15 protein-coding genes are annotated in these 18,929 nt (G+C 39.6%); 9 read left to right on the forward strand and 6 right to left on the reverse strand.

Going from position 1 to position 18,929, the window contains the following annotated elements:
• Positions 1 to 257 precede the first annotated feature (257 nt).
• Positions 258 to 1,178 (forward strand): SIR2 family protein, encoded by a 921-nt coding sequence (locus ACWU4D_RS08920; RefSeq protein WP_456051070.1) that lies wholly within the window; start codon positions 258 to 260, stop codon positions 1,176 to 1,178.
• Complete coding sequence (locus ACWU4D_RS08925; RefSeq protein ID WP_456051071.1) at positions 1,171 to 3,999, forward strand: hypothetical protein; 2,829 nt, start codon at positions 1,171 to 1,173, stop codon at positions 3,997 to 3,999. The genes ACWU4D_RS08920 and ACWU4D_RS08925 overlap by 8 nt, the downstream gene beginning before the upstream one ends.
• Before the next feature lie 214 nt (positions 4,000 to 4,213).
• Here the strand turns inward: ACWU4D_RS08925 and ACWU4D_RS08930 are convergent, their stop codons facing one another.
• Both ACWU4D_RS08930 and ACWU4D_RS08935 read right to left on the reverse strand, forming a co-directional pair.
• A complete protein-coding gene (locus ACWU4D_RS08930; protein ID WP_456051072.1) occupies positions 4,214 to 5,593 on the reverse strand; it encodes a DEAD/DEAH box helicase in 1,380 nt (459 codons plus the stop codon).
• Positions 5,587 to 6,078, reverse strand: a complete 492-nt coding sequence (locus ACWU4D_RS08935; RefSeq protein WP_456051073.1) for a hypothetical protein — start codon at positions 6,076 to 6,078, stop codon at positions 5,587 to 5,589. The genes ACWU4D_RS08930 and ACWU4D_RS08935 overlap by 7 nt, the downstream gene beginning before the upstream one ends.
• 170 nt (positions 6,079 to 6,248) lie before the next feature.
• On the opposite strand from ACWU4D_RS08935, the gene ACWU4D_RS08940 reads away from it, so the two are divergent.
• Positions 6,249 to 6,455 carry a helix-turn-helix domain-containing protein gene (locus tag ACWU4D_RS08940; RefSeq protein WP_456051074.1) on the forward strand — a complete coding sequence of 69 codons (207 nt, stop codon included), beginning with the start codon at positions 6,249 to 6,251 and terminating at the stop codon, positions 6,453 to 6,455.
• A 436-nt stretch (positions 6,456 to 6,891) separates the two neighbouring features.
• On the opposite strand, the gene cas6f is transcribed toward ACWU4D_RS08940, so the two are convergent.
• Genes cas6f through ACWU4D_RS08960 form a run of 4 tightly spaced genes read right to left on the reverse strand, consistent with a single transcriptional unit; the run spans position 6,892 to position 11,639 of the window.
• The gene (gene cas6f / locus ACWU4D_RS08945; protein WP_456051075.1) at positions 6,892 to 7,491 is read right to left on the reverse strand and encodes a type I-F CRISPR-associated endoribonuclease Cas6/Csy4; all 600 of its coding nucleotides are present in this window, start codon (positions 7,489 to 7,491) and stop codon (positions 6,892 to 6,894) included.
• Between the two features lies 1 nt (position 7,492).
• On the reverse strand, positions 7,493 to 8,554 hold the full coding sequence (gene csy3, locus ACWU4D_RS08950) for a type I-F CRISPR-associated protein Csy3 (protein ID WP_456051076.1): 1,062 nt from the start codon (positions 8,552 to 8,554) through the stop codon (positions 7,493 to 7,495).
• Positions 8,551 to 10,449 (reverse strand): type I-F CRISPR-associated protein Csy2, encoded by a 1,899-nt coding sequence (locus ACWU4D_RS08955; RefSeq protein ID WP_456051077.1) that lies wholly within the window; start codon positions 10,447 to 10,449, stop codon positions 8,551 to 8,553. The genes csy3 and ACWU4D_RS08955 overlap by 4 nt, the downstream gene beginning before the upstream one ends.
• Positions 10,450 to 10,454: 5 nt before the next feature.
• A complete protein-coding gene (locus ACWU4D_RS08960; protein WP_456051078.1) occupies positions 10,455 to 11,639 on the reverse strand; it encodes a TniQ family protein in 1,185 nt (394 codons plus the stop codon).
• Between the two features lie 480 nt (positions 11,640 to 12,119).
• Here ACWU4D_RS08960 and ACWU4D_RS08965 point away from each other — a divergent pair, with 480 nt between their 5' ends.
• The 6 genes from ACWU4D_RS08965 (at position 12,120) to ACWU4D_RS08990 (ending at position 18,827) form a co-directional block, all read left to right on the forward strand.
• A complete protein-coding gene (locus ACWU4D_RS08965; protein WP_456051079.1) occupies positions 12,120 to 13,718 on the forward strand; it encodes a phosphoethanolamine transferase in 1,599 nt (532 codons plus the stop codon).
• 23 nt (positions 13,719 to 13,741) lie between these two features.
• Complete coding sequence (locus ACWU4D_RS08970) at positions 13,742 to 14,116, forward strand: diacylglycerol kinase (RefSeq protein ID WP_456051080.1); 375 nt, start codon at positions 13,742 to 13,744, stop codon at positions 14,114 to 14,116.
• Complete coding sequence (locus ACWU4D_RS08975) at positions 14,104 to 16,089, forward strand: LTA synthase family protein (RefSeq protein WP_456051081.1); 1,986 nt, start codon at positions 14,104 to 14,106, stop codon at positions 16,087 to 16,089. The genes ACWU4D_RS08970 and ACWU4D_RS08975 overlap by 13 nt, the downstream gene beginning before the upstream one ends.
• Positions 16,090 to 16,272: 183 nt before the next feature.
• Positions 16,273 to 16,947 (forward strand): response regulator transcription factor, encoded by a 675-nt coding sequence (locus tag ACWU4D_RS08980; protein WP_456051082.1) that lies wholly within the window; start codon positions 16,273 to 16,275, stop codon positions 16,945 to 16,947.
• Complete coding sequence (locus ACWU4D_RS08985) at positions 16,947 to 18,206, forward strand: sensor histidine kinase (RefSeq protein ID WP_456051083.1); 1,260 nt, start codon at positions 16,947 to 16,949, stop codon at positions 18,204 to 18,206. Before ACWU4D_RS08980 ends, ACWU4D_RS08985 begins: the two co-directional genes overlap by 1 nt.
• 240 nt (positions 18,207 to 18,446) lie before the next feature.
• Positions 18,447 to 18,827 carry a hypothetical protein gene (locus tag ACWU4D_RS08990; protein WP_456051084.1) on the forward strand — a complete coding sequence of 127 codons (381 nt, stop codon included), beginning with the start codon at positions 18,447 to 18,449 and terminating at the stop codon, positions 18,825 to 18,827.
• Positions 18,828 to 18,929: the final 102 nt, after the last annotated feature.

The following is an 18,929-nucleotide window of genomic DNA, read 5'->3' on the forward strand; positions in this document are numbered from 1 at the left end:
GAGCCGTATGCAGTGAAAGTTGCACGTACGGTTCTTAGAGGGGCGGCACTTGGTAACAAGTGTCGTCTACTCGACCAAAATGTGTTATAACTTTCACATGCAACATTTCAAGTAACTGCTCTTTGACCAAATTTTACTAATCCTGCATTATGCACATAGTGGCTATTAACAGATATAGAAAAACAATAGCCTGACTCTAGACAAACCTTTAAAAAGGTCTAATTGAAAGTTCAATTTTCAAGGAAGATTTGTGTAAAATGACAGACCAGCTAGAACCCCTCCCTCCAGTTCCAGATGAAATAGTTAATGCCGCGCAAAATGGGAATTTAGTACTTTTTGTTGGAGCTGGCGCTTCCATGATGGTTGGAATGCCATCATGGGGAGGCCTTGCTAATGATGCCCTTCGTAGCTTAGTTGATAATGGATTTATTGATTATGCAGAGCTTGAACAGTTAAAGAAATTAGACCCCAAGAAACAGCTTTCCATCGCTGATTTCATTAGCCAAGAAAATGGTCAAAAGTTAGATCTTAGATCTAACCTTAAAGCTCGATTTGAAAGCTCTATTTACCCCAATATTAATTCAATTAAGGCCACATGTGTCACTACGAATTATGACCATGAACTTAATCCTGATCCGCTTGAAGAACAGTCTGAAAAAGAGACAAAACAAAAGGTTAATCGAAAGTCTGGCGTAGCAAATTTAAATGCGGCAGATCTAAAAGAACCAGGGACAGTTATTCATTTGCATGGTGATATTGAAAAACCTGAAACTATGATAGTTACGACTCGTGATTATCTCGCTCATTATGACGAGAAGAATGTACAGCATTTCTTAGCAGAGTTGTTTGAAAATTATGTGGTGCTATTTATTGGCTATGGTCTTGAAGAGTCAGAAATTTTAGAGCATATTTTGAGGCGTTCAGGTATCAAAGAGCTGGACAATAAACGACAACGTTTTTTGCTTCAACCATTCTTCAGAAGTGAACAACCTCTTTATGATAGGTTAAAGGTTTACCATCAAAGGTCATTTGGTGTTCACCTGATTGGTTATACGAGAGATGAAAAAGACTATCAGCAGCTTGAACATGTAGTAGAGCATTGGTCAAGTAAGTTAAGTGTTCAGCCACCCGCTTTGGTTGATGATATTGCGTTGATGGATAGGATATTAAATGATTAGTGAGCTATCACAAGATGAACTAATGGTTCTAAGGCGAGTCATTGCAAAGCCTGAATTGCAGCCGCATTTTTTCTCTAAGGTAAAAAGCCTGAAATGGTTTAAGGTCTTTAGTGAAAAAGGGCTACTGGCCCCATCTCTAAACCCTAGTCCCGTAAATACCGAAGGAAATTACTGGAACACTCCTTCTTGGCCTATTACTCAATACTTAGCTTCCTCATCCCAGCATCTTTGCGATCAGGATAATGAGGGTTATGCCAAGTTATATTTACAGTTAATTGTAGATGTAACGACATATGCTTCTGAGCATAGCTTTAGCAACTATCGTACGTGGTGGCAGTTTGCAAAGATATTAAGAAATATTCCGTCAGATTTAATATCAATTTCGGAAGTAGAGATTATCTCTTACTGGTTTTCTGATCGATTTGATAGTCGACTAGTAAGTAAAGAAATTGGCGACTGGGTCGTTGACTTACTAGAAGTACCAAATGCGCATAACAACGAACTTACACTTAAAATTTTTGATTTTTTATTTGCTATCTCTTCTACAGAAAGCAAAATCTCTTCAGAAAAAAGTGAGCCTAGGCTTAATATGGATGGTTACACGGCCAACTCGATCGCTGAAAAATTAGCGAAAAAAGCGGGGGAACTTTTAGGGCTTGAAGTTGTTGAATTGTTTGAAAGTAAGTTTAAACAAGCTATTGATATTGAGGGAAACGACCAATGGTCTGTTATTTGGCGACGTGCTGTTGAAGAGCATGAACAAAACTCAAGTCGTAATGATGTTGAAGCAATTACGCTGAAACTTTTTCGAGATACACTACTAGGTTACTGCAATGTAAGCGATGACGAAGCTGTAAATATTAAGCTTTGCAGTATGCTGGATAATAGATATCAAACTATTCAACGTGTTGCTATCTACATTGCAGGTGAATCTTTCATCAAACTATCAAGAGAATTAAGAGGAAAGCTCCTTAATGAAGGCTTTTTCAGTGACCACTATCGTCACGAACTTTGGCATTTCTTAAACTGTAATTTCATTAACTTGACGGATGATGAAAAAAAACAAGTTCACGATGTGATATCCAAACTGGTTTATACAGATGAATCGGGTTGTATCGAATCGAAGCCAACGGCATATCGACAGTCTATTTGGTATTATTCTATTAAAGAACAAGACGAAGAAGCCAAAATCTTATATGAAATATGCACAGAAATAACAGGTAAAGAACCTGATCACCCTGATTTTTCAAGTTACATGAGTGTTGGAACAGTTCAACACGAGTCACCTATAGAGATTAATCAACTATTAGTACTGCTGAAAACACCAGAGGAGCTGGTGAATTCTCTTAATGATTACAAATTTAAAGGGCACTTTCGTGAACCTGGAATCGAGGGGTTAGTAAAAAAATTCGGCGAATTAGTCACGCTAGAATGCGATACTATTTTAAGTCATACTGAACACTTGATTCAATTGAAGTCTTATTACTTACATGAACTATTTTCAGTATATTCAAGCCTCTGGGAAGCTAAAAAAACGTTAGATTGGGATTCTAGATGGAATGAAATTTTAGCATTTTCAGAAAAATTATTGGTAACAGATCACTTCTGGAATGATGACGGCAGTAACAGCGAAGGCGCTTTCATCGGTAATGTTAATTGGGTTATTGGTACATTAAGCAGATTGATTGAATCAGGATGTAAGAGTGACTCCTATGCTTTCGGAATAGATAAATCTAGTCGTGCCAAACGTGTTCTTGAACTGATTTTAGAACGCCAATCAGGGGAAAAGTTTAATCTTGATTCAGATGCTGTATCTATTGCTATCAGTAGTCCGCGGGGACGTTGTTTAGAGGCTTATGTCAACCTAGCGCTATATGAGTGTAGAAACTCAAACAAAGAAACAACTCAACATTCAGAAGTATGGGGCACCTACGAACCTATGTTTGCTCGTGAATTAGATAAACCAGACTCAGTAAATGAGTATGAGTTTGCTGCGATTGTAGGAACCTATATTCCCAACTTCACCTATTTATCAGAAGAGTGGACTCTTACAAATCTAGATAAGATATTTGACCAATCGAATTTGCAACGCTGGCTATGCGCGATACAGGGTTACAGCTATGTAAGTCACTTGAGGCCAGAAATTTATGCTCTATTTAGAAAGCATAATTATTTTGAACTACTTCTAGATAGCAAATACCTTAAAGATGAAACCAAAAATCGATATATCGAATTTATTTGTGTGGCTTGTATTCATGAATTAGAAAAGGTTGATGACCAAAACGGAGCGATTGCTCTTATGATAAGACGAGCTAATTACTCTGAATTGGAGACGATGATTTGGTTTTTTTGGACACAAAGAGATAATCAAGAAATAAAGATTAGAGAAAAAGTGTTCTCCTTGTTCCCTTCATTAGTTGCTCTGATAAAGCCTAACACGAATAAAGGGAAACAATTTACATCAAGATTGTCATTGTGGTCTGAATTCATTGACGAAATTGATAAGCAATCAAAAAATTGGTTGATGAGCATTGCCCCTTATGCAGGGTATGATTACAACGCTGATACATTAGTTGAAAATTTAGCGCGTCTAAGCGACAAGCATCCGCAGGATACATACGAAATTTGGAAGGAGGCGCTTTCTCGCCCTTGTTCTATATATTCGGATGAAAGCGTTAAAAAACTGTTTGTTAATCTAATTAACATGGGCACAGATGGTGAGCGTTATGCCAAAGATATTGCTGATGAATATTTAAGATTAGGCGACTCTAGGCAGGTTAGTTTATATCAAGAAGTAGTAAATGAAATTGAGGGTGAATAGTTATCAACTTAGTAGTTCAGCGGAACACTGAGGTTGGCCGCGAGGTTAGACGTTTTCCAATACCCTAGGAAATCCGTTAAGCACTAATTTATCAAAGCCGCAAACTCAGTTTTGTCCAAAAACGCGTTACATAGTCATGTGCGCATATTATCGCTTATACATAGAAATCATATATGTTCACCGATACTACACTTGGGGCACAATAAACTTATCTTCACAAAGCTGAAAATGCTTGAATTACACGCTCTCGAAATTTCCCTAGAGATAAGGATTCATGCTGTGAGTCATTGGTGGTATCACCAAGGTTTAGAATTTTGTTATCCCAATGAAGCTTGGCTTGGTTGCCAGAAATAGATCCTGAATGACTTAAGCTAGACAGTGAATTAGCTGATGTATTTTCACTGGTATCTTGTTTAGGGGTATCTTGTTTTATATACAAGCATGACTCAGGGATATCTTGTTCAATTTGTTCTGCGAAACTGATAAGGCTTTCTTCCGCAAAGGTATACAACCAGGCTTCTTGGTTTGACAGTTTTGTTATTCGCAAAATTCTTCCAAGTACCTGTCGAAAATACAGTTCGGTTCGGACGTTACTTAAGTGGCAGCATACTTGTAATCGGGGTATATCGGTTCCCTCACTAACCATACCTATGCTAATAATCCATTCTACATCGCTATTTTTAAAACGGTTAATTGTCGTTTGTGCATACAGGTCATGATATGAGACTAAAACGCTGGATTGGTTAAATTTTTCAGTCAGTAGCTTTTGAATGAGCTTCGCATGAGAAACAGAGGAAGCGACTACTAAGCCTCCGGCGTTGGAGTTTGTCGATCTTATTGATTTGAGCTTATTGCACGCCAACTTTAGAATATGTGATAGAGCATTGGTATCATGCAGGATACTTGAGTAGCCAAGTTTGTTTTCCTTGAAAAGGGTGCTAATCGAGTTGTAACTTTCTGATTTATTGCCATTTGTTATTTTAAGTTGTTCGTTATCGACTAATACTAGCTTGGGTTTACGGCAAACATTGTCCATAATTGCTTGCTGCAGGGTGTACTGGTAATCACAAATGATCTTTCCCTCTGGATCGCTATAGGAACTGAGAGATATCGGCATGCGGTCCGAACGCCATGGTGTTCCTGTCAAGGCTAAGGTAAAGGTAGACGATTGCTGTACTTTCAGTAGGAGTTGCTCACCCCAAGAATTCGCATTCTGCACATTCTCGCCGGAGCAATGATGAATCTCATCAAAAATTGCTAAAACACGGTGTTTTGACAGTGTTTTCCAAAAATTATCATCTAAGTATTGCAGTGATTGATACGTCAAAGACATACCTACACACCCAACTTTTCCGTTAAAAGAACATTTTAAAATATGTGAAAACGTAGCTGCAAATCCCGCCGATACAGTAACAGACGGTGAGAAACAAATGACTAGATCAATCTTGCCAGAATCTAATAGTTTTTTGCTGAGATATGCCGAAAAAATAGTTTTTCCGGCGCCGGGTGTAGCTTGAGCCAGAAAGTGCTTTTGTCCAGCGGAATATTTGAGAAGTGCTTTGTCAATACACTCGGCTTGCCATGTTCTTAACATAGCGCTACTTCCGCTTTTGCAAGTTCTATTATTTTTGTCATTGCTGTTACTTTTCCGGTTAACACTGCTGAGTGTTGCGTAGATTGTTCATGAAGTTTCTTAGCATGTTTTTTAGCTTCAGGGTATTGCAGCATTATTGACTGATACTCCTCGGTTTCAGCAAGAAGAATGGTTAACTCAGCTTCTAACGTCAATTTAGCTTGTACTAGTTCATGCATACACGCATTGCGATTGGTTGTTTTTGCGTCTTCCTTTTTGGGTATATATTTTTGTGGTTTTTGGTTTGGCTGAAGGTCAGAATCTAAGAAAAGCGCTGTTTTGCTGAATATTTTTTTTCGTCCTTTGCCTTTACTAGTTAATAGACCCTGGGCTTCGAGCGCGTTTAGGTGTCTTGATACAAACAAGCGAACGGTACTGTTGCTTTTTCCCTGCATCGATCTGCTCATAAGAAGATCTCGAATTTGAGGTATTTGAAAACTGTTCATTTCATGATCCATGAGTACAGCGAACAAATCGGGATGTAGAGTAAATATTTGTGACACCTTAACCCTCTCTTATCTATTGATAGCTACTTATATTAACGAGATGCGGATTATAGTCCGTGGTAATGTGCGCATCAAGAGCCGATAGTCTTTCTTTTTAATGTACGAACAATATGAAAGACTTAGCGAAAAAATTCGGAGTCAATATTCGCAATATGCGTAGAGACAAAGGTATTTCTCAGGACAAACTGGCTCTTTCAGCTGATATTGATCGCAGTTACGTTGGTCGAATCGAAAGAGGAGAAGTGAACATCACACTAGAGAAAGCCTACCAGATAGCCGCGGTTCTACAGTGTGATGTCAAGGAACTACTTCCTTAAATGAAATCTGCCTGTTCGGCAGTGAGTGATCTTGAACTCGAATAAAAGTGGTTCGTTTTTTATCAACTACTTTTGCAGTAGTAATGAGGATTATAGTCCTCATTTGATGGAGAGGCAAACAGCGATTAGGCTGTTTGTGAATCGAGGAATTAAGATGTGACTAGTTAACTGCCTGTGCGGCAGTAAGGTTCAAAGCATGCGATGCGATACACGTTATCAAATTATCAGCTGCCTGTGCGGCAGTAAGGTAGAGCCTTCCATGTAATCGCCTAAACTTCACATTATCAGCTGCCTGTGCGGCAGTAAGGTGTTACATTTCTTAGTATAATACTCATAACACAATAAGTTAGTGTTGTATTGAGCAATATACCCAAATTCTAGAATAAGACATAGGTTCTTCAAAATCAATTGGTTATCAGGTTGCTCTGAAAAAAGGTCAAATCAATGGTACTGACTGTAGACAGTTTTCTCTATTAGATAGCCCGTAGCTTGTAAATCTCCCGTTCTCAATACTTGGTCTTTCTAGTTCCGTTTGAATATTCAGCCGAAATTTGTTGCTTGTACTTTTGCTACTCATCGGAATGGAATGATAGTGCTCAACTGTAAATAAAGTTTGCTCAATTTTCTCTATGATAGAGGTGTCTACTCCACGTTCAGTAGCTCTGGTTTTTCGTCTTCTCGCGTTTCGTTCCTGGCCGAGTGGAGTGGTTTTATCGATCATCTGGTTTCGCCTGAAAAGAACGTATGTACAGTCTGCGGGAACCTCTGTGTAGCTGGTGATAACAAAATACCCGAGAAGCACCATTTCCCGAAAATAAGTCTGAGTAAGCAGAAAGTCTAGCTTCATTGGGTCCTGTGAAACAAAAGTGATTCGGTTACCAATGGTCGCTTCCGTCCAGCAAGGAAATGAAACGCCAATCGCATTCGTTTGATACTTATTGCAGAAACCATGAAGCTTCTTTAAACACTTCCCAACAAGAACTTCATTATTTCTGTGCTCTGGAAGAAAGGTTACGCTGCGATAGTACCAAGCCATATTAGTTTCCCTTTTCCTGGAATAGTCCGCCTTTGATGATATTTGCCATGATAAAATGAAGATCGTTTATCATTTCTTGTTCTATAGGGACATCCTTTCTTAGGATCTTCACAAATTCATCGGCTCTTTTTAGCAAACTAAAGAAGTCTTTACCTGTATCTGGGTGCCTATACGCGGTGGCATGTTGTTTATGAACACCGTAATGCCCCACACGCAGTGGTTTCTCTGCATTAGGGTACCAATCATCGATGGTGGCTATCGCTGCTCCTGTTTTGTAGCAACCAAATATTGGACTATTATATCCATCTATTTCAGTGGACTGGTAGATACGGTTGACTTCTCTTCTATCTGGTTTATCACTTTTTTTCTGTTTTGAATCTTTAAATGCCTGACTTGGGTAGACAGGTGTCATCTCTGGAAGTTGTAGTTTTGCACATACTTTTAAGATGCAGTAATCATCTGGTGATGTCATGGAACCAATAATCAGTTGTATCAGTTGATCCCAGCCTTCTATCTCGTGAAGCCAATGATCATTTTTTCTCAGTGATCGTATATCATGGGCAACAATCAGTGAGTCTTCCCAAGGCCAAGGCTTAACTTCAATTGTGGTGCAATATGATTTTTTAGCATTTCTCCATAGCCATCGCCCGTTAAAGATATTTTCAAGATACCGAGAGACTAGCTCTTCTAAGCCTACTTTTTGTATATACAGTGCGACTAAATCATGCATAGTTTTACGAACTGGCGCATCGGAGCACTTGTATTCTTCAAGAAGTTCAGATGAAAAAGTAACAGAAAAACGGCATTGTAATAGTTCAATTCCGTATGGTACTTGGCAGACATTGAGTTCATGCGGATTGCCTTCAGCAAGTTCAGTTGGCTCAACCTTATCTTTAATAGTTCCGTCATTGTTACAGGCTGAATGTGTTCCTTCTTTCATTCCCAAGGCTATTCTGCTGAATATTTTAAGCGGTTTTATTTCACCGGAAGGCCAGATCGCTTCGAATGTCACGTCCGTTGCTTCTATTGATTTCTCATAAGCTAGTTGCTTTGGAAGTTTCATTGACAACTCCTTGGTGATATCTGCGGATTATATTCATCAACAGTGTAGTTCCAGAAAATCTCATTGATATTAGTTGCTCGGGTGACCGTTACAGGTCTAATTAACCCAAGCGCTGTTTCGCAGAACGCATGGGGGTAGCCTCGCAGGCTTTCCGCTCTTTCTTTAGGCTGCTCTAATAGGTGATACCCAACGGTTGTTACTAATGATGTCCTATTAGTTCTGCAGTGCTCAACAAGAGTACCGATATCTTCAATAGCTGTGTGGTTATCAAAGCCTAGCCAAAAGCCATAATCGTTAGGAATAGCACTTATTGCCGAAGTGGCTTTCGAATAAACTAAGATATGTTGCATATCATCTATATCAATATAGGATTTACCTCGCCAAAGCCTTTTAGGCAATAATTTCGGGACTCGCTCTAGCAGTGATTCTGAAAAGTCACCGCAATCAAGTAACAGGCTGAACGTTAAATCACACTGCCAATCGTCGTATATCGCTGGCGGTGATATCTCTCCAGAAAGCTTTTTAACTGCTTCCTTTGTTAATCCTCGGTTTTGCAGGTGGTAGCTATGTATACAGGTAGCAAAACTGTTGACTTTAAATCCCGGTGAATGCTTCGAAATGTTCCTTTCAAAAGCGTGTACAAAACCAAACAATCCCATTATAGAGGGCAGTCCAATGGTTACACTGGAGCTCTGTGCGCTGGCTGCGCAGACTCGAATCTCTGGGATAAGTAAGTACCGCATGCTTGCATTTTTAACTTTTAGTTCCGCTGCCTGTTGCCGTAGTTTATTAATCAAATAGTAAAGTAACTTGGTCAATCTCGGTTCATAACTAAGTCTAGGGCCAGATTTTGATGATGCTAAATCTGTATTTAGCTTTTCTGTAAGGGCCGATAATGACGTTTCTTCAACATTGGTTTGGTTGTTCATCCACTTTTGCACCATTTCTTCAATAGTGAACTTCACTCGTGCAATTTCTTTCTGATACAGATTTGACGGTAATAACCAACTTGGAGCTTCCATGTATTGAGACATTGCGCGGATAGCTTCGGTTGATAACCAGCGTGGTTCATCATTTAGGTAATGATGTCTCCTGTCTTTGATAAATGGTATTGTTTTAAGCATTCTAAATGCGCCGCCACAACAAGCTGGTAATAACCCCATGTTCCCAGGGCGACTAGCACGAAATGTTTGGCTATTACGCTGTGCTTCTAGTGATTGATACATGTAAGATTGGAGTGCTTGTGAGGCTACGGGCGATAGTGATATGTACGAGTCGTTGCCATCAGGAAGGCTAATCTGTTTAAGGTAGTTCGGTGCAAGAGTGACATCTATTGTTCGTGACGGGATTTTCTTTAGTGTTTTGACCGCAAGCTTCCTAAATTTCTCGTAGCAGCCCAATCTTTTTAGTGCGAACCAAATGGAGTGGTCGAAGTCCTGAAGTAGTATAGCAAGACAAGAGATACTCCCTTCCCAAATAAATTCTGCGCATAAAAACATACACACATTAACGTCAGTTGAATCTTTGGAATATGCCCATGCAGCTTTAGGCAACTTACTTGATGATAGTAAGTATTCAGGAAGCTCTCCTATCGTTTCTGCCCGTATGGTGCCTGTAGCCCGAATATCTGGAAATTTCACATTGTGACTTTGGCGATATTTAGCGGTATTAAGACAACGAGCCCACCACTTTTCATCTCTTAGTTTTTTCTTGCATTTATCTCTGCTGAGTAGATCAATCTGCTTGTCGACCTTATCAGTAAGGTTTACCAAAATGATTAAAGCTTTAGAAAGTTCTTCTGATATAACTATCGCTGGAGTCAGTGGCCGGAATGCGCGTCGCAATTCGGAATTTAGGTCATCGGCATCACTTGTCAAAACATCTTTCAGGTTCATGTAGACTACCACCTTGAAACATAAAATGAGCGATTGAACTCATCTGTCTGAAACTCTGCTAGCCAAAGGCAGTAGACGTCTCCGAGATAAAAAAGGTTGGCGGTTTTATTCAATGGTTCGTTATTTTTGATGTTTCTTGAGGGAACTAAGATCCGCTGGTCAACGAGTGAGGCTATTTGCTCCATATCCGTATTAAGAAGGATAGCGACATCTATTGCGTTCATCCGGAGGTTAGCGAACTGCCCGTTATCTTCCCAGACTCTCTGTTCAAGGTAGTGGAACAGTTCTCTCAAAATGAGGTTGTACTTTAAGTTTCTGTCGGGAAGCAAAATGCACGAAAACAACAAGTTCCCTAATACATCTCGTAGTGTTAACTCATTTTCGCCTACTGTTCTGTATTCAAGGTTGTATTCCACAGTGTCTTGAATTTTTTGGCCTATAGATTCAGGCCAGTTTTCCCAGAACTGGTAAAAACTCATTGCATCAAAATACTCTGATTGACTTGCTTTCTTCCACCAATGAACCAGTCCCCATCGATAGCTAATTGGGATGTCTGGTAGAAGTGAGTCATCGGAGCCAGTGAGCCAGATCGAGATAGAGGATTGTTGTTTTAACGTATCAATAGTGTGTATAGGTAATGGATTTCCACAAGAGCTACACTCACCTGAAAGACCATTGCTTCTATAATCATATGGCTCACTACATGTACACGAAACTGTTAACTTACAACCATGCTTATGACACACATCATAGCCTTCAAAGTGCCATCGATAGTCTGCGTATCCTGTTTCACATAGGCACAAAGGACAGACCGGAGCAGGTGCGTTACGTAAAAGAGAGCGAGGAATTATCTCAGCACCACGCATAAGTGCCTTAGTACCAGAGGAGTATCTTTTTGATGAGCGATTAATAGCTAAGGAGAGTACATCTCCTGGAACGTTAAAGGTTAATTGACTGATGGCCTGGAGTGCATGAATTCGGCTTGTAGAGTTACTTTTTGAGTGACAAGGGTTAATCAGTTTGATGTCAGTAGGGAAGGTATCATATTTGTCGGAATCAACGTCGAGAAGATAGTTCTTAAGTGCATAGAGAAAACGGTGTACGTCTTGATATCCGTTTTTGTTCGCCACTCGGATGAAAAAGCTTTCCAATGATTCATCCGGAAATGGCTTGGGCCTCTGAAGAAACATGTCTCTCTCCCTTTAGTTGTTTACTACTGTAAAAATAAACAGGATAAGGTGTGAAGCTTTTTCTAGAAAAAGATTGCTAACTCATGTTGTTAATCACACTTTTGCCCCATTGTTTGTCAGCCAAAGAATTAGGGCGCTTCTTGAAAGTGAAACCCGTTGTGATCTTCTAACTCCAACATCCCATTAATTGAGTCGGCTAGAACTTACCTGAATGCCAGGCACTTAATATCTCAGTAAGACATTCGAAGTCGCAATAGCAAAAAATACCAGTGACGCGATGCAGGTTGGCGCACCAGATATACCGTTGTTGACAATTTTTTCACACATCAATTGCAATACTAACCCCATCTCAGAATTGTGAAAGTCTATTCCATTTTATTCACTAATTCTGAAATCAGTAAGTTCCTATATCTATAAGAAATATTACCAAGCTTATAATTGATGATGCCAATAAAAAAATTGCTTTCATATCGTATTTCGATGCATATAACAACACTAGTTATATTGTGTGCTTTATATTTTGGTACTGTGATGAATTATCCCGTGCTGAGAACTATTTTTAATTTAAGCTCAGGTGTTTCCAATCCTGTATTCCCCTATACCGCACCGGTGTTACTGACCTGTGCATTTATTATTGTTTTATCAGCATTTGCTTGGCCTTATATTTTTAAGCCGTTTATGTGTTTTGTAGTGCTGACCTCTGCTGGGGCATTGTACGCAGCGGTAAATTTTCAGACCATGTTTGACTCCACTATGATGGAAAGTGTTTTTGAAACTAATTCGTCGGAAGTCTTTTTCTACCTAAATTATACGACAGTCTTTTATTTATTTGCTTTTGGTGTCGTACCTTGTGGCTTCATAGCCGCCGTCCGTATAACACCGTTTCAAAATTGGAAGTATGCTCTTCTCTCCAGAGTAGGTCTTGTTCTAGTAGCTGTCGTTGGTATTGGTCTTATTGCGGAGACTTGTTACAAAGATTACGCCTCAGTAGGTCGAAATAATAGTTACTTAAACAAAATGATTAATCCTGCTCACATCTACAATGGCACGAAATACCTTAAGAAAACCTACTTCGAAACTAAACTGGTTTACCAAAAGTTAGGTACAGATGCGAAGGTAGTTGAAGTTGCCAACGGAAAACCAACATTGATGGTCGTCGTCTTAGGTGAGACTGCACGAGCAATGAACTTTGCTTATAACGGATATAGTCGGAATACCAATCCGTACACGAGAAATATGGACTTAATCGCCTTTCAGGATGTGTCTTCGTGTGGTACTTACACAGCTTTGTCCGTTCCGTGCATGTTCTCCAATATGACTCGCAACTCTTACAGTAAACCCCACACAGCTGCTCAGGATAACGTACTCAATGTACTTCAACACGCAGGAGTAGATGTCTTGTGGATTGATAATGACGGTGGAGATAAAGGTGTTGCTAAAAATCTAACTTACATTTCCATCGATCCATCGCTAAAAAATGACGATTGTAACGGTTCAACTTGTTTTGATGTTGCCATGCTTAAAGATGCCAAACAGTTTATCGATGATGGTTCTCATAACAAGTTGTTGGTCCTGCATACGATAGGTAGTCATGGGCCTACCTATTGGCAACGCTATCCAGATGCTCAAGCACCGTTCCAACCTGCATGTAATCGTAGTGACATTGAAAACTGTAACGACAAACAAATCGTTAATGTTTACGACAATACACTGGTGTATAGCGACTATGTCTTATCCCAAGTGATTGATGAACTGAAAACCGTGTCGAACGATTATAACATCATGATGACTTATATCTCTGATCATGGTGAATCACTGGGAGAAGGTGGGCTGTACTTGCACGGTACACCTTATGCAATAGCACCGAAGGAGCAAACACAAGTGCCTTGGTTAATGTGGATACCAAAAGAGTATGCTCAGCAAAAAAGGCTGAGTAGTCAATGTCTTAAAGAAAAATCTCAGAAACACGCATTATCACACGATAACTTATTTCATAGCTTGCTTGGGTTGTATGGCGTTCAGACAGAAGTTCAAAATTCAGAACTAGATATAACATCCAGTTGCCGCTTAGATTCATAACCATTTTATAGAGTAATGTAAACATGCAACAAGAAATCATCATTAAACGTGAAGGTATTCATCGTATTATTTATACCTTTGTCCATAGCTATAACGGCTTCAAATGGCTTTGTAAAAACGAAGCGGCCTTCCAACAAGAACTAATACTTTTTGTACCTCTATCCGTGTTTGCATTTTGGCAGAATTTTCCAGCTATGCATACCTTATTAGTTATGTTGGGCATGGTGTCAGTACTGCTTGCCGAAATGGTAAATTCCGCAATTGAAGCTGTGGTTGATCGGATAGGGTCGGAGTATCACTCGTTATCTGGCGTAGCTAAGAACATTGGCTCTGCTTTAGTACTATTGAGCATGGTTTGCTCGATGGCTATTTGGGGGACGGTTTTATGGTTGCGTTAATATCAGCACAGAATAATATTTTTTCGAAATTTAAAATTGGCCCTCTTATGCCATTACTTTATTTCGCTTTGATCGATTTAATACTATTGAGTACTTCGCGATTGATGCTTTCGTTATGGCAGAGTGAGCGTGCGTTTGCTTCTGTTGACTATGGCCAAATTTTTCTCGGTGGTTTTCGCATTGATATTTCGTCAGTGTGTTATTTGCTAATACCAGCATTATTGCTGATATTGCTGGCTACATTGCTAAAAGTAACTCACCACCTTCGCGTGCCTCTAAAAGTTTACTTAGTAGGTGGCAGCATGTTGTTTTTGTTCTTTGAACTGATTACTCCCACGTTTATTCTTGAATATGACTTGCGTCCAAACCGATTGTTTATCGATTATCTGGTCTACCCAAAAGAAGTCTTTTCGATGTTGATTTCGGGTTACAAAATCGAAATTTTGGTCACCGTAGCAGGGCTATTCATCGCAGCCCGATTGTTAAGTAAAATGTTCGATATAGTTTGGCCTACAGAGACCAAAGGAGCGCTCTTACAGCAAGTGACGATTCAACTTGCTGTTGCTTGCCTTCTTATTCTAGGTGCTCGTGGTACGTTGGAGCACCGCCCGATAAACCCTGCATTTGTGGCATTTTCAACGGATCACTTGTTAAATGATCTCAGCTTAAATTCTGCTTATTCAGTAGCATTTGCGTGGAAACAAGCAAAAAATGAAATGTCGAGTGCTGAATTTTATGGCGCTATAGAGAAAGATGAGCTGCTTGATCAAGTTCGTAGCACTTTACAAAATTCACATGCTGATTTCTCTGATCCTCTTGTTCCAACGAAAACGATGCATACCTCTAGTTTTCCCAATCGTAAGAAGAATTTAGTTATTTTGTTGCAAGAGAGCTTGGGGGCGAGATACGTAGGAAAATTGGGAGGATTACCACTGACTCCTAACCTGGACAAAATTATGGATGAGGGATGGAACTTTACCCGCTTATACGCGACAGGTACGCGTTCTGTCAGAGGGATTGAAGCTGTTGTGACTGGCTTTACCCCAACCCCGGCACGCTCTGTTGTTAAGTTAGGTAAATCTCAGCAAAACTTTTTTACTTTAGCCAGTTTTCTTGGTGAGCAGGGATATCACACACAGTTCATTTACGGTGGCGAAGCGCATTTCGACAATATGAAGACATTCTTTTTAGGTAATGGTTTTCAAGATATTGTTCAAGGTAGTGATTTCGACAAAATAGATTTTAACGGTTCTTGGGGCGCATCTGATGAAGATTTATATGCTCAAGCGGATAAAGAGTTCGTCGAGCTACATAAACAAAGTAAGCCATTCTTTAGTCTTGTATTTACGTCGTCAAATCATTCTCCGTACGATTATCCAGATGGCAAAATTTCACAGTACGACAGTCAAAAACAAACTCGTAACAATGCCGCTAAATACTCTGATTATGCTTTGGGAAAATTTGTTGAAAAGGCACAACAATCTGAATACTGGAAAGATACGATATTCGTAGTCGTTGCTGATCATGACTCCCGTGTGTCTGGTGCGAGTTTAGTCCCCGTTGGTCACTTCCATATTCCTGCTGTTATTTTTGGCAACGATGTGGAGCATAGAGAGGATGCTCGGCTAGCAAGTCAGATTGATCTTGCCCCAACACTACTGTCAGTGATAGGAGCTTCTGGTGAACACCCAATGGTGGGTAACGACTTCACTAAGCCATTAGATGATTCTCAATTGAGAGCAATGCTGCAATATGATAAGAACTTTGCGTATATTAAAAATGGTAAGGCAGTAATTTTTCAACCTGATAAAACACCAAGAACTTTCTTGGTAGAAGGTAAACAACTTATAGAGACTCGGCTTGATCAAGCCTTGACCAAGGAAGCGCATGCCTATGCTAATTTTGGTAGTATGGCTTATCAAAAAGGGTGGTATTCTATGTCGATAAATAATAGTGAAAGTAAAGGCCGTTGAAATAGTGCCCCATTTATGGCCCGAACAAAAGCTTCGAGTCAAATTGCTTAAAAAGGCCATTCCTATCAATATATCGTATCTATACGAGTAATCATGATCTGTGCGAGTATTTTAGGTTTATCAAGATCTCTGAGAATTAAGCATATAACTATCCGTTATGCATAAGATAAAGAATGAGTTGATATGAAAAAAGTGTTAATAGTTGAAGACAATAGGGAAGTTGCTGGGATCTTGTTTGACTACTTTGAAAGTGGAGAAGTTGAACTTGATTATGCCGACAATGGAGAACTCGGTCTTAAACTCGCTTTAGAAATTGAGTTTGATGCCATCATTCTAGATCTTATGCTTCCACGCATGGACGGTTTAACGGTTTGCGAGAAGCTTAGAGATGCTGGGAACGAAACTCCAGTGCTGATGTTAACTGCATTGGATAGTCGGAATGATATGTTAAATGGCTTTAAATATAGAGCAGACGATTACTTAACTAAACCGTTCGATCTCGACATTCTAGCCGCTCGATTAGAAGCGTTAATCAAACGCTACCGACGCACAGTGACAGAAACGCAATTAATGTTTGGTAACTTATATATCGATCAGAAGACCCATAAAGCTTATCGTGAAGGTATTGCGCTTAATTTAAACCCAACGGCTTACTCAATACTAGAGTTTCTTTGCCTACGTGCTCCTGATGTTGTCACGCGTAATGAGATTACCAATATGCTTTGGCAAGACAATGAACCTAGTAATGACATATTGCGCAGTCATATCTATCAGTTGCGAGTTCAATTAGATAAGCCATTTGCTACCTCCATGTTGATTACGGTTCCCAAAGTTGGTTTTCGATTGGAGAAAGCATAGTGAAGCAATCTGGTGTAACCAGCACTCGCACCTTAACGAATCAATTGAGGATATTTTTTACGATTGTCGCTCTTGTCATGGGACTAGTCAGCTACATTATATTTTTTGCTGTCTTACATTGGTCTGAAGATAAAGTTGGGGAGCGTCGCATTGAACTAGATAAGAATGAGGCAATACAGCGATTTATGGATGGAGAAAATGGAGAAATCTCCATAGACGTTCTCACTCATGCCTATAATGATATTAGTTTGGTTCCTTCAAGGTTCCATAAGTACTTTAAAGGCGGAGATTCTTATGTTGGTGAAGTCGGATATGGAACCGAATCACTCATGCTTTACTTTGGTTACTACACAAATAATGGAGAAAGAAAACCCGTTATATTGTTATCTGATATCAATCAAATTGAATTTGGTAAATATGACATAGTGTATGCCAGTCTTATAGTGGTCACTAGTATTGCTGGGCTACTGCTCGTCTTTGGATTATTGTTGAATCGTTTAACACAACGCCTGATAACTCCTATTAATCATTTGATAGAACAATTAACCGAACAAAGCGGTAATAGCGCCCATGTATTTTATATTCCTACAGGTGGTGCCAGTGAGTTTCAGATTTTAGCAGATCAGCTTAATCAATATCGGCATGATATTCATAGTTTGTTAAAGCGTGAACAGGCATTTGCCCGCTATGCCAGCCATGAATTGAGAACCCCCTTAACCATTGTGAAAGGCGCAAGTAAATTGCTAGAGCGAAAGGTGTCAGAAGAATTTCAAAAGAGACAGGTGGTTCGTATCAATGAAGCTACATTACAGATGACCACGATGGTTGATGCATTGTTAGGGCTTGTGCGCTATGAGCGTAGTGAAGATGAAACCGTTGAAAGAAAGGTAAGCAAAGACGAATTTGAGAACATCATTGAACTCAACAGTGCTCAAACAAAAGATAAAAATATCGATGTTGAACTGACTTTCCTCCAAAGCCCATCGATTAAGGCTGCGTCAGCCGTGCTTAACATGGTCGTAGGAAACTTATTGAAGAACGCAATCGCCGCAACTCCGGAGGGAACAATAACTCTAGAAGTATCCGTAGACTCATTTGCTATTAGGGATAATGGTTCGGGTTTAAATGAAGCATCTAACCAAGATGGACATGGGTTAGGATTACTCATCGTTGAAGATTTATGTCGCAGATATCATTGGATCTTCTCAATTAGTAACCGCTCTACTTCGGGTTGTGAAGCATTAATAACTTTTCAGTAATCTTTTTTGTTCACGGCTAGAATGTTTGGTTTGTAGAGTATCAATTTAAATTATCCGTATTTTGCTAATTTAAATTGATACTCTAAGAAGCTTCTGTCCATTTCCAAGTTAGTTCAATAATATTATCGACCGTTCGTCATTTTGCTTTTGAGCCTACGAGTTCCAGCAACCGCTTTTTCTTGACAACCAGCAAGTGTTAATAGACTATTTACCGTGTTTAGTAGAATTTAAGAGTTTGTGATGCAACAAAGAATGCGCACAGTTTGGGTAACAATATTGACGTTAGTAGCCTTTATGCTTTCTAGCGCAGTAAGTAGTGCCCCTCTTATGCCTCTGCAAATGCTTACTGAAAGTCATGGCACTATGTCTATGCATATGGCCGAATCACATTGCGTCACTGCTAATGACATTGTGGTTGATAACGCTCAAGAGTGTTGTAGTGAAGACAGTGTGATGTCAGATCACCAGTGTTGTTACACTAGCTGTGTCACCAGTTATTCTATTATTAGCTCTCCTGCCTACGAATTATCACAAACCCCAGATCTTGTCCTCATTTCGAAAGAATCAAGAAGTCGCGTTAGCTCTATCGCCAGCGCTTTATTTCGGCCCCCCATCGTTTAAATTCCAATTGGTGACATAAGGTCATCGTTTTCGTTTCACGCGGTTTTCCCGTGTGACTTATTCTATTTGCAAACTATTGGTTTCGGCTAACTGTTTGCATCA

This window comes from Vibrio phycocola, from assembly GCF_053850235.1.